Annotated in this window: 11 protein-coding genes; 6 read left to right on the top strand and 5 right to left on the bottom strand. The window is 32.6% G+C overall.

Annotation, left to right across the window (positions count from 1 at the left end; genetic code table 11):
* Positions 1-255: 255 nt before the first annotated feature.
* From porQ to EM932_RS17335, 3 genes are all read right to left on the bottom strand, one after another.
* Positions 256-1,275, bottom strand: a complete 1,020-nt coding sequence (gene porQ, locus EM932_RS17345) for a type IX secretion system protein PorQ (protein WP_135878473.1) — start codon at positions 1,273-1,275, stop codon at positions 256-258.
* 109 nt (positions 1,276-1,384) lie between these two features.
* On the bottom strand, positions 1,385-3,835 hold the full coding sequence (gene lon / locus EM932_RS17340) for an endopeptidase La (RefSeq protein WP_135878472.1): 2,451 nt from the start codon (positions 3,833-3,835) through the stop codon (positions 1,385-1,387).
* Between the two features lie 330 nt (positions 3,836-4,165).
* Positions 4,166-4,816 carry a rhomboid family intramembrane serine protease gene (locus EM932_RS17335; RefSeq protein ID WP_135878471.1) on the bottom strand — a complete coding sequence of 217 codons (651 nt, stop codon included), beginning with the start codon at positions 4,814-4,816 and terminating at the stop codon, positions 4,166-4,168.
* A 61-nt stretch (positions 4,817-4,877) separates the two neighbouring features.
* On the opposite strand from EM932_RS17335, the gene EM932_RS17330 reads away from it, so the two are divergent.
* A complete protein-coding gene (locus EM932_RS17330) occupies positions 4,878-5,759 on the top strand; it encodes a lysophospholipid acyltransferase family protein (protein ID WP_135878470.1) in 882 nt (293 codons plus the stop codon).
* Between the two features lie 158 nt (positions 5,760-5,917).
* On the opposite strand, the gene glmM is transcribed toward EM932_RS17330, so the two are convergent.
* Positions 5,918-7,306 carry a phosphoglucosamine mutase gene (gene glmM / locus EM932_RS17325; protein ID WP_135878469.1) on the bottom strand — a complete coding sequence of 463 codons (1,389 nt, stop codon included), beginning with the start codon at positions 7,304-7,306 and terminating at the stop codon, positions 5,918-5,920.
* 135 nt (positions 7,307-7,441) lie between these two features.
* On the opposite strand from glmM, the gene EM932_RS17320 reads away from it, so the two are divergent.
* The 4 genes from EM932_RS17320 (at position 7,442) to EM932_RS17305 (ending at position 11,256) form a co-directional block, all read left to right on the top strand.
* A complete protein-coding gene (locus EM932_RS17320; RefSeq protein ID WP_135878468.1) occupies positions 7,442-8,035 on the top strand; it encodes an acyl carrier protein phosphodiesterase in 594 nt (197 codons plus the stop codon).
* Between the two features lie 3 nt (positions 8,036-8,038).
* The gene (ggt, locus tag EM932_RS17315) at positions 8,039-9,727 is read left to right on the top strand and encodes a gamma-glutamyltransferase (protein ID WP_135878467.1); all 1,689 of its coding nucleotides are present in this window, start codon (positions 8,039-8,041) and stop codon (positions 9,725-9,727) included.
* A 73-nt stretch (positions 9,728-9,800) separates the two neighbouring features.
* Positions 9,801-10,523 (top strand): hypothetical protein, encoded by a 723-nt coding sequence (locus tag EM932_RS17310; RefSeq protein WP_135878466.1) that lies wholly within the window; start codon positions 9,801-9,803, stop codon positions 10,521-10,523.
* 316 nt (positions 10,524-10,839) lie between these two features.
* Positions 10,840-11,256: a hypothetical protein gene (locus tag EM932_RS17305; protein ID WP_135878465.1), complete on the top strand. Its 417-nt coding sequence runs from the start codon at positions 10,840-10,842 to the stop codon at positions 11,254-11,256.
* A gap of 318 nt (positions 11,257-11,574) precedes the next feature.
* Here the strand turns inward: EM932_RS17305 and EM932_RS17300 are convergent, their stop codons facing one another.
* Positions 11,575-12,099, bottom strand: coding sequence for a hypothetical protein (locus EM932_RS17300; protein ID WP_135878464.1), 525 nt, complete (start codon positions 12,097-12,099; stop codon positions 11,575-11,577).
* Positions 12,100-12,491: 392 nt separating this feature from the next.
* Between EM932_RS17300 and EM932_RS17295 the strand changes: the two genes are divergently transcribed.
* Entirely contained in the window at positions 12,492-12,845 is a 354-nt protein-coding gene (locus EM932_RS17295; protein ID WP_135878463.1) for a hypothetical protein, read from the top strand.
* The last annotated feature ends 278 nt before the right edge of the window (positions 12,846-13,123 follow it).

Below are 13,123 nucleotides of genomic sequence, written 5' to 3'. Positions count from 1 at the left end.
TGTTGAAAAGCTCAGTTCCTTAATGTTTGTACCTGTCAAAAACAGAATGGATTATCAAAATAGAATTAGAAAACGACAACAAAATAAAATTAAATACCAATATGCCTTTTTTCAATAAATTTATTCCCGACAGCAGTGCGTTTTCACGGGAATGACAATTTTAACGGAAACGCCGAGGCGTTGTCTCGGGGAATTCTTTTCGATTAAAATAGACTTACTTTAAGTACTTATAACTTCAGTCTCTTTAAATACTTATTATTGTAAATCTATTTGCAATCCAAAAAAGTTTGAATTAGCAGCACTGGTATACTTAGCATGTGTATAGCTAAAGCGCATTTTATTCATTTTAATAGAGATTCCGGCAGATAAGCCTGAAAAATTACGTTGATCTACAATACGTAGTTCTTCACCTCTCCGAAAATTATAACCAAGTCTTATATTAAAACCTCCTTCCGGAAATATTTCTGCACCAATAATAGCATGTCTAATTACTTGACCTAAAAACCCAACTTTTTCATCTGTTTGATTACCTCCTAAATCGCTAACCGATCGTGCAGGATTAGGTCTAGCTATTGGCCATTCTTGTAAATTTTCTAAAGTAACATGCCAACGAATTGGTACATTTTCTAATCGTTGTGACATTCCAAAATCAACTTCAAATGGAAGGCGTTCATTAAGCCCAGCATAGGTAGTTATTTGTGTCCCTAAGTTTCTAACAGCTATTGCAGCATTAAAATCCAAGTCTTCATTAATATAAATCAAACCTAAATCTGCAGCTATACCAAATGAATTATATTGTTCTAATTTTGAACTAATAAACTTGAGATTAGCTCCAAAATAAAAATCGGAATAACCAATTTGAAGTGCATATCCCACGGAAAGAGCGGCTTCATTACCTGTAAATGTTCCCGTACTGTTACCATTTTCATCATAACCATCAAACGATCCGTAATTTATATAGGTAACTCCAGCATGAAATGTTTGAGTACGTCTATCTACAGTATATGCATAAGAAGCTGTACCATAACTTATACCTCCCAAATAACTTGTATAATTTACAGCTAACTGATTATCCATATCAATATTAATAGTTGCTGGATTAAAAAGTCCTTGGGTAACATCGTAATCAACATTAGTCAATATCTTACCTCCTAATGCTGCTTGTCGTGGTGAAGATATCAAATTAAGAAATTGATAGGTTGTCTCTCCCCCAACTTGAGCAATAACAAGCGAACTACAAGACAAATAAAAAAAAGTGATAATTTTCTTTAGCATATTTACGACACAAAGTAAGTAAATCTATCTTAAAACGGCAGCAGGTATCTTTTATTTTAAACCATAAAAAAAACCTCGAAATAAATCGAGGTCCTTTTTTTATGTCTTTTTAAAGCTTTTTAGCATTCTTTACCTTTTGGTTTGTAAGTGCTATTTTAATAACATCACTCATATCGGTTACATAATGAAATGTTAGTCCTTTTAAGTAATCTGCTTTTATTTCTTCTATATCTCGCCTATTCTCTTCACATAATAAAATCTCTTTTATCCGTGCGCGTTTAGCCGCTAGTATCTTTTCTTTAATGCCTCCAACCGGAAGTACTTTTCCGCGAAGTGTAATTTCTCCTGTCATTGCTAGACTTTTCTTTACCTTTCTTTGTGTGAATAATGACACTAAAGAGGTTAGCATGGTAACTCCGGCACTTGGTCCGTCTTTTGGCGTTGCTCCTTCTGGTACGTGAATGTGCACATTATAATTATCAAAGACAACAGTATCTATTCCAAAATGATCTGCATTAGATTTGATATACTCCATAGCAATGGTTGCAGATTCTTTCATCACTTTACCTAAATTTCCAGTAATAGAAAGTGTTCCTTTTCCTTTAGACAAAATAGATTCAATAAACAGAATATCGCCACCAACTCGTGTCCATGCCAATCCAGTTACCACCCCCGCTACATTATTGTTTTCATATTTATCACGTTCTAACTTAGCACCTCCTAAAACCTCAACAACATTCTCATTAGACACTTTAACATTATAATCTTCTTCCATTGCAATATTTTTGGCCGCATAGCGTACCATTTTTGCAATTTGCTTTTCTAAACCACGAACACCCGATTCACGTGTATAACCCTCTACAATTTTTTCTAATTGGGCTTTACCAATCTTCAAATGATCAGCTGATAATCCATGCTCTTTTAATTGCTTGGGTAATAAGTGACGTTTAGCTATTTCTACCTTTTCTTCAATAGTATATCCTGTTACATTAATAATCTCCATACGATCACGTAATGCTGGCTGAATGGTAGACAAACTATTTGATGTCGCTATAAACATAACTTTAGAAAGGTCGTATCCCATTTCCAAAAAATTATCATAGAACTCGCTATTTTGCTCTGGGTCTAAAACCTCAAGCATAGCCGATGATGGATCTCCTTGATGCGAATTGGATAGTTTGTCTATTTCATCTAAAACAAAAACAGGGTTAGATGTCCCAGCTTTCTTCAAACTTTGGATAATACGCCCAGGCATAGCTCCAATATAGGTTTTACGATGCCCTCTAATTTCTGCTTCATCACGTAAACCTCCTAACGAAATACGCACATACTCTCTCCCTAAAGCTTCTGCTATAGACTTACCAAGCGAGGTTTTACCTACTCCTGGAGGTCCGTATAGACATAAAATAGGTGATTTCATATCATTACGCAATTTTAATACCGCTAGATATTCTATGATTCTTCTTTTTACGTCTTCTAATCCAAAATGATCTCTGTCTAGAACCTTTTTAGCATGTTTTAAATCGAATTTATCAGTACTAAACTCATTCCAGGGTAAATCTAAGAACAACTCTAAATAATTACGCTGTATAGAGTATTCTGCAACCTGCGGATTCATACGTTGCATTTTAGCTATTTCTTTATCGAAATGTTTTGCTACTTGCTCATCCCATTGCTTTTCGCTGGCTCGTAACTTCATTTCTTCAAGCTCTTCATCGTGGCTTACGCCTCCCAATTCTTCTTGAATGGTTTTCATTTGTTGATGCAAGAAATACTCCCGTTGCTGCTGGCTCATATCCATTTGAACTTTAGACTGAATATCGTTCTTAAGTTCTAATTTTTGAAACTCAACATTCATGAATTTAAGTGTAGCCAAAGCACGTTTTTTAAGATCATCCATTTCTAAAAGTGACTGCTTTTCAGCTACCGAAAGATTCATGTTAGAAGACACGAAGTTTATTAAAAATGAATTGCTTTCTATATTCTTTATCGCGAAAGAAGCTTCACTGGGAATGTTTGGACTTTCCTTAATAATTTCCAATGCCAGATCTTTTATAGAATCAATAATTGCCGAAAACTCTTCATTATCAACCGTTGGTTTTGCCTCTGCTAAGTCTCTAATAGTTGCATTCATGTATGGTTCTTCAGTAAGAACCTCTGCCACTCTAAAGCGTTTTTTTCCTTGTATAATAACCGTTACGTTTCCATCTGGCATTTTTAAAACACGTAGAATTCTAGCAACTGTACCTGTTTCATTAATATCTTTCGCGGTTGGGTTTTCTATAGACTCATCTTTTTGTGATACTACACCAATAACTTTTCCGCCTTTATTAGCATCATTTATTAGTTTAATTGATTTGTCTCTGCCTGCTGTAATAGGGATAACAACTCCAGGAAACAATACTGTATTCCGCAATGATAATATAGGGAGCGTTTCTGGTAATTCCTCATTATTGATGGCTTCTTCATCTTCTGGTGTCATTAAAGGAATTAATTCTGAGTTTTCATCAAATTCCTGTAATGACAAACTGTCAAGGGCTATAAAATTAGATTTCTTCATGTATATATTTAGGTCAATCTGTCATTAAAACAGAATCGATCATTTATTATATTTATTTTACAAAAAATTAAATCAATGAATATCAAATACTTAAGCATAAAATAAAGATACGCATTACTACTATAAATTCAATAGCTATGCCACAGTATATAATACAGTTAAATATTTTTAATTTCAACAGAAAGTTTGAATTGTTAAATAATGAGATTCGCGTTTGGTAGACAATACTGCCTCTAAAAAATGTAAAGATGATTTTATAACTCGCAAACAAAATTAACATAGACAAATACTACTTCTATGAATAGAAATTTAACGACAGAACCCCCACACTTACATCTTCCCCATTTTCTTTAAAATAAATAATAAAACTATAGGTATTGCCAACAAACCAATCATAAGTAAATTGGTTTTAAACAACCCAGGCGATAATACCAAAGTAATGGCATAACCTCCTATAGCACCACCAAAATGTGCATCATGTCCTATATTACCTATTCTGTTTTTCATTCCATAAATAGAGTATAATAAATAGCCTATCCCAAAAATATATGCTGGTATTGGAAATGGAATAAAAAACATGTACAAGTCCATTTCTGGTCGTAATAAAATAGCAGCGTATAAAACTCCTGTAACGGCACCACTAGCACCAACAGCACTATAGTGATACTCATTTCTATGAAAATACAGTGATAATAAGCTACCTACTAATAAACTGCCCCCGTAAATTAAAATAAAATATAGTGGACTTAAAAGCGTAATAACCACTCCTGCAAAGAAATATAGAGTAAGCATATTAAATAACAAATGCTGTGTATCTACGTGTAAAAAACCAGAACTAAACATTCTAATTTGTTCTCCTCTTTGTACGCCTCCTACATGAAATTTATACTTATCAAAAAAACTGTAATCACCAAAACCTTTATAAGATATGATGATATTTGCAGCTATTATAATTATGGTAACTAAGTCTAATTTGCCCATTTGTGTAAACGTTTAAAATCTATTTAGCATATATTTGCCGCTACAAATCTAAAATTAATTAATGCAATTTCTAATTTATATTATTGTTTATCCTTTTTTATGGAGTATCTCTAGACTTCCTTTTAAATTATTGTATCTAGTTTCGGATGGATTATACATTTTGCTTTATCACATAGTAGGCTACAGAAAAAAGGTGGTCTCTAATAATTTAAAACTTGTTTTCCCTAATAAAGCGGATAAAGAAATTGCTACTATCAGAAAAAAATTCTACAAACATCTATGTGATATGTTTTTAGAAATGGCAAAAACCATGTCTATTTCTGATAAAGAACTAAAAAAACGCTTTAAAATAACGAATCCAGAAGAGTTTAAACGCTTAGAGTCTTTAAATAAAAGTATTATTTTAATTTTCGGCCATTATGCTAGTTGGGAGTGGTCAATAGTGCTTCAAAATTATATAAACTTTAAAGGTTTAGCGGTTTATAAAAAATTGGCAAACCCTCATTTTGATAAGTTGATTAGAGACATTCGATCTAAATTTAACACAACGCTTATTAGTACTAAAGAAATTATAAATATTATAAACCAAAACGAGTCTGAAGGTATTAAAAGCATTACGGGTTTTTTAAGTGATCAATCACCTAAACTAACTAAAGAGGTATACTGGAGCAAATTTATGGGGATTAATACACCATGCTTTACCGGTGCAGAACGCTTAGCAAAAAAATTAGATTTATCTACTGCTTACTTAAAAGTAAACAAAGTAAAACGAGGGTTTTATGAAGCCGAAATTATAACACTTGCAGAAGACTCTAATAAGTATAAAAATTACGAATTAACAGACATGTTTCTTAAAGAAGTAGAAAAGCAAATTCATGAAGCTCCTGAATATTATTTCTGGACTCATAAACGCTGGAAGCATAAAACCAACGAGAGTGTTTAAAAAGTGTTAATCTTGTCATTTTGAGCGCAGTCGAAAAATCTCAACACTGAGATAAATAAGTATTCAATTTTCAAGAGATTCTTCACTACGTTCTGAATGACACTTTTTAGCCCCCTCATTCGTTTTTAATTATTCTTAAAATCACCATCTAAAGACAATTATGCTTTGGCAATGTCTCCAATTTCTTCAATAAATTTATCAGCTAAAGTGTCTGCTTCAGATTGTGATTTTGCCTCAGTATAAATTCTAACAATAGGCTCTGTATTACTTTTACGAAGGTGAACCCAGCTTTCAGAAAAATCTATTTTCACACCATCTATAGTCGTTAATTGTTCATTTTTGTAACGGTTTTCTATGGTGTTTAAAATACCATCAACATCTAAACCTGGTGTTAATTGAATCTTCTTCTTACTCATAAAATAGTTAGGATATGTCTTTCTAAGCTCACTAACGCTTATATTTTTATCGGCTAGTAAACTTAAAAACAAAGCAACTCCCACCAATGCATCGCGACCATAATGAGACTCTGGATAAATAATTCCTCCATTGCCTTCTCCACCAATTACTACGTTGTTCTTTTTCATAAGCTTTACAACGTTCACCTCTCCTACTGCACTTGCTTCATATGTACCACCATATTTTTCAGTTACATCACGCAATGCTCTTGTTGAACTCATATTACTAACAGTATTTCCTGGTGTTCTGCTTAATACGTAATCCGCACAAGCTACTAAAGTATACTCCTCTCCAAACATCTCTCCATTTTCATCCATAAAAGCCAAACGATCCACATCTGGATCTACTACAATTCCAAAATCAGCACCATGTTTTTTTACCGCAGCAGAAAGATCTGTTAAATGTTCTTTTAAAGGCTCTGGATTATGAGGAAACTCCCCATTAGGCTCACAATATAATTTTATAACATCTACACCTAATCGTTCTAAAAGTAATGGAATTGCTATACCGCCCGTTGAATTCACACCATCTACCACAACTCTAAAACGTGCTTGTTCGATGGGCTTTACTGTTACTAATGGCAAATCTAAAACCTCAATAATATGTAAATCTATATAGGCTTTGTTTTTTGTTATTTTTCCTAAACTATCAACATCTGCAAAACTCATATTATCGCTTTCTGCTATATCTAAAATTTTAGCACCTTCAACAGCATCCAGAAACTCTCCTTTTTCGTTTAATAACTTTAAAGCGTTCCATTGTTTTGGATTATGGCTTGCTGTTAATATAATTCCGCCATCTGCATGTTCCATAGGCACCGCAACTTCTACTGTCGGTGTTGTAGAAAGCCCTAAATCAATAACATGAATTCCCATACCTACCAATGTATTCATTACTAAGTTCTGAATCATTTTACCAGAAATACGAGCATCTCTACCAACAACTACACGATAATTTTCTTTTTCTCTATTCTGTTTTAGCCAAGCACCATAAGCTCCTGCAAATTTAACAGCGTCTATAGGTGTAAGGTTTTCACCTACTTGACCACCAATAGTTCCTCTAATTCCCGAAATTGATTTTATAAGTGTCATGTTATTATTTTTCAAAATTTTAGCAAACCTACATATTTTTTTTAGCTTGTATTTTAATTAAACCTAAAAAATGATAAATGGAATAATTTTAAAGTTAAAATACCATTCTAAAATTTGAATTCGTAAATTTCACAAATGAACTACTTAGCACATATTTATCTTTCGGGAGAAAATGATTTAGTTACTATTGGTAATTTCATTGCAGATAGCATTAAAGGAAAAGACTATAAAAAGTACTCCAAAGACATTCAAACTGGCATTTTATTACATCGAAATATAGATACTTATACAGACGCTCATAAGACTGTTAGATTGAGTACAAAAAGATTACACGAAAAATACGGACATTACTCAGGGGTTATTGTAGACATTCTGTACGACCATTTTCTCGCTAAAAACTGGAGCAAATATAGTACAGTTCCTTTAGACGAATATGTAAGTGCTTTTTATGATTCTTTAGAAGAACACTATAACGTACTTCCTTTGCGAATACAAAAAATAATGCCATACATGATGGCCGATAATTGGCTGCTAAGCTATGCTTCCATCCGTGGTATCTCTAGAGTTTTAGATGGTATGAACAGAAGAACTAAAAACAGGTCTGGAATGAATGAAGCCATTGTTGAGCTTAAAGAATTTTATAAAGAATTTGAAGATGAGTTTACAGCATTTTTTAATGAATTGATCACCTTTTCTAAACAAAAACTCAAAGAATTAAACAAAGCATAAATTATGAAACGCTTACTGTATACTCTCTTATTTTTCAATCTTTATGTTTCTTGTAAAAACCCTATAGAAACTAGAAATACAGGCTTAATCACTAAAAATGCCATGGCAGTTTCTGCAAGAGTAGAAGCATCAATAATTGGTAATGACATTCTTAAAAAAGGAGGCAATGCATTTGATGCTATGGCAGCTATGCAATTAGCTTTAGCGGTTGCTTATCCATATGCTGGAAACATAGGAGGTGGCGGGTTTATGGTTTACAGAAAAGCAAACGGAGACATTGGATCATTAGATTATAGAGAAAAAGCACCCTTAGCTGCTACAAAAGATATGTACCTGGATAAAAATGGCAATGTTATACCTGAAAAAAGCACCTTAGGAGCCATGTCGGTAGGCGTACCTGGATCTGTAGCCGGCATTTTTGCTGTTCATGAAAAATTTGGCAGTTTACCTATAGAAGATATTATAAAACCATCTATTAACTTAGCTTATAAAGGTGTGGTAGTCACAAAAAAACAAGAAGCAAAAATAAAAAGATATCAACCTTTTTTTTTAAAAGCTAATAAAGATTCCATCCTATTTAACAAAGTATGGAAAATGGGAGACACCATAAAATATCCTGCGCTTGCAAAAACATTAGAGCGGATTTTAGATCATGGAAAAAATGAATTTTACAAAGGAGAAACCGCCAAAAGGTTGGTGAATTTTATTCAAGAAAACGGTGGTATTTTGACTGAAGAAGATTTAGCAAAATACACCGTTAAATGGCGTACACCTACTACATTTATGTACGATGACTTAAAAATTATTTCTATGTCTCCGCCCTCTAGTGGTGGTGTTTGTTTAGCACAAATAATGACCATGATTGAACCGTATGATTTAGACAATTTTGGACATAATTCAGTTAAATCCATTCAAGTTATTACAGAAGCAGAACGTCGCGCGTATGCAGATAGAAGCTTTTATTTAGGCGACCCAGATTTTGTTAACATTCCTGGTGAAACATTAATTAGCAAAACCTATTTAAACGATAGAATGAGCACTTTTTCTTTCGAAAAAGCTACGGTATCTAGCGACGTATCCCATGGCAATGTGCAAGTAGTTGAAAGCAACGAAACAACTCACTACTCCATTGTTGATCCGTTTGGGAATGCTGTATCCGTAACCACAACCATCAATGGCGCCTATGGCTCAAAACTATACTGCTCAGATTTAGGCTTCTTTTTAAACAATGAAATGGATGATTTTAGCAGCAAGCCCGGAATTCCTAATATGTTTGGACTTATAGGAGGTGATGCCAATAGTATACTGCCAGAAAAACGCATGCTAAGTGCTATGACACCTACTATTGTTGAAAAAAACGGGAAACTTTTTATGACACTTGGAACTCCAGGTGGATCTACCATAATAACGTCTGTTTTACAAACCATCCTCAATGTACACGAATATAATATGACCATGCAAGAGGCTGTAAACGCACCTCGTTTTCATCACCAATGGTTACCCGATGAAATTAGAATGGAACCGAATTCATTTGATACTACGTTAATTTTTCAACTTGAAAAATTAGGATATACCATAAACGAAAAAGATTCTCCTGTAATTGGCAAGGTCGATGGAATACTTGTTTTAGACGATGAATTGTTAGAGGGTGGTGCAGATCATCGAGGTGATGATGCAGCCGTCGGTTTTTAAAGTTTTTCTTTTACTAAGATAATAGTATTTAATAATTTAGGCTTCTAATTCAGAAAAACTACAAGTAAGTTTTATGACTAAGAAATCAAAAAAAATATTAAAAATAATATCTGGGATCGTTGTATTTCTCACCTTACCCAGTTTATTATTCTTTGGTTTTTTATTCTTTAAATTCAATGAAGATTTACCAAATGGTATTCAAGGAGAAGAAGCCGATGCTTTAGCTTATAAAATGCTTGAAGCTTTAGACTACGATGCCTTTAAAAAAACGAATTACATTGAATGGACATTTAAAAAAAGGCATCATTATGAATGGGATAGATCCAAAAACACCTGTGAAGTTTATTGGAAAGAATTCAAAGTAAATTTAGATTTAAATGATCATAGCCAAAGTAAAGCTTTTATACACAGTTTTAAAACCGAAAATGAAATGGGTAAGGAGTTGATAGCTAAAGCCTTCGATTTCTTTAACAACGATTCGTTTTGGTTAGTAGCTCCTTATAAAGTTTTTGACAAAGGTACAGAACGTAGACTTGTAAAACTTGAAAATGGAGACGACGCTCTTTTGATTACTTATACCACTGGTGGATCTACACCCGGAGATTCTTACTTATGGTTGCTTGATAATACAGGTAAACCTACAGCCTGCAAAATGTGGACATCTATATTGCCTATAGAAGGCCTTGAAGCCTCATGGAGTGATTGGACGACTACAGAAAGCGGCGCTCAATTACCAACATTTCATAAACTACTTGTTTTAGGCATAGAGATAAACCATATAAAAGGAACACAATAACTTTTATCACATTGCTCTACTTAAAGGCAAAATCTATGGATTAGCAGGAATACACCATATCATTCAAAAGATAAAATCCACGATTGGGGCATCATATTATACAAGTCCACCTATTGCATAAGAGTCTGTCCTGTAAGAATAGTACCTCAAAAATACACTATTCTCCATAAATGTGAGGGTTTTTATTCAAATAAATCCCTTTAAGATAAGTATTTATCCGTTAGAGACAAATTTTATATCGTATTTTTATTAGTAATAGTTAAGGTTAAAACCTAAAATGAATAGAGTACAATCTAAACTTTTAAATACATTAATCATGAAAACAATTATTAAAACCTTAGGGTTAAAAACAATGATCTTATGTCTATACTTTGTGTGCACAGGAAGCTTAACATCTCAAAATCAAACTATTGAAACCAACAAAACTAATAAATCAACCATCGCAGAGAAAAGTAGTGTTACTTACTCTCTCCAGTCCAACTTAGATTCAGTCAGCCAGGGACAAAGTATCATATTTGTTGTGTTTAATGATGAAAATGGTGGTCCAGCTGAGTTTACAAATTATGACTGGACCGTTTATGATTATGACACTGGTTCTCCATTAGAATATTATTATGATCAAACAAGCCCATATTTTTCAATAAAATTTGATACCCCTGGAACGTTTCTAGTAACAGCAGAATACGGTAATGGAAGTGGTAATGTAGATAAAACCGTTACAATCACCCCTTGATCCAAACCTTTGATTGAAGTTTACAAAAATAACTTCGCAGTATTTCTACATAAAAGAGAAACCACCTTATATGGGTGGTTTTTTATTATGGTAACGATTGTTTAGCCTTAAAATTTTGAATCACATTATCAAATCAAAAAGAATAATTTACATCTGGTCTACACCGTCTAGCTGCTTAATATCCCAAAATTGAATGAATATTAAAGGTACTCAAAAACCTTTAAATAAATGATAGGTATCAAACTAAAGCTATAGAAGTACAGGTTGTTAATAGAAATCATGTTTTCTAACAAGTAATGTTCACAACTTTAAAACCATTTATTTACTCCTCTGCCCTACAAAATTGTGATTCTTCGATTTAAACAACACATTAAAACTCGTTAAACTACCATATATTCTGGTAATATATTGCTGTAAATCTATTTTACCCTGTTCATCCAAATTGCTAGAATTTATACGCTGTTCCATGACACGTAAACGGTCTCTAACCATAGTTATTTTATGAAAAAAAGTGTCTATTGGTAATTCGTAAGACTTTAAACTCTCATCTGCCGGTTCTAAAATGAGTTTGCCTCCTTTGTATTTATCTGCAATAGGTACAATTTCACTGGCATCACTCCACTTTTTTAGAATATTGACTAAGCTACTTTCAACATCAAAAAAGCTAACGGTATCAACATCACCATCCGCAGCCTCAATAATATCAAAATCACTATCTAAATCTATGGTTTCTAATCCTCCTTCTATAAAAGTTACCCAATAATGTTGTGTAGTCACATTGGTTACTACACCTTTACCGTATTCTGAGTGATTTATCCTTGAGCCTATTCCTAATAATTTCATTTTAATATTTTTAATTTTATAAAAGTGTAAACTTTAAATTAATAATGCCATGAAAACAAAATGAAAGATTACACTTAGGTTTATTGATCAAATATGCTAAATATTTTTATAAATTCTTGTTAAAACCGTAATAAAAACAGTTTTCTAATACCCCAAAAAAAAGACAGTATTAAATAATAAAAAATGGATTCATTTAACGTTAACACTTACTAAAAAAACGTCTACCAACACAAACATATACTTTTCTCTAAACACACCCTATTTTGTAGAGGTTTAAGGTAAATTTAAGTACTCAAAAAACATTATAACCTCTAGGGTTATTATTGGCAAAATGGCAATAAACACTTATCTTTATTCTAACCTTTTGTTTAAGCTAAAAAGCGCCTTTATTTATGAGAAATTTAATTTTTGCAATGTTACTTTTATGTTTTTGCTTTTTTGCAAATGCACAAGATATACCTAAAATTGGAGACGAGTTAGTTATAAACACTCCTCATAGTGCAAGCTATAACCATATAGATTTTCCCAGACTCAATTTTTTAGTTAAAAAAGGTAAATTAGCTAACTATAAAAATGTTTATGGCAATAAGGTCATTATTAAGGATGTTATAAATGAAGATAATGGCATCACTTATGTCATTCTTGAAAAAAAGAATGGGAAAAAGTTCTTTGGATTTCTTAGTGATGTAAAAGCGAATTATAATAAATCTATAGAATCTGGAGAATTATCAACAATAAAACCCTAGCCTCACAAGAATTCTAATATTTAAACTCTAACAAACTTAAGAGGCTGTCTAAAAAGTGTCATTCTAAATGGAATGAAGAATCTCTTTAAAATATATAACTCTGATTATGAGTGAAATAAGATTCTTCGCTTTGCTCTGATGACAAGATTAACCACTTTTCAGACAGCCTCTTATTTTTTAAAACAGTATTCTTGAAATTATTTCATATTAACTCAAAAAGAGTACTAAGTCTAACTAGAAGTTTACAAAAATTTAACAACTAAAATCGTAACTTCGCA

This window comes from Flavivirga rizhaonensis, assembly GCF_004791695.1.
Taxonomy (GTDB): domain Bacteria; phylum Bacteroidota; class Bacteroidia; order Flavobacteriales; family Flavobacteriaceae; genus Flavivirga; species Flavivirga rizhaonensis.
This window is presented reverse-complemented; position numbering and strand designations above follow the sequence as displayed.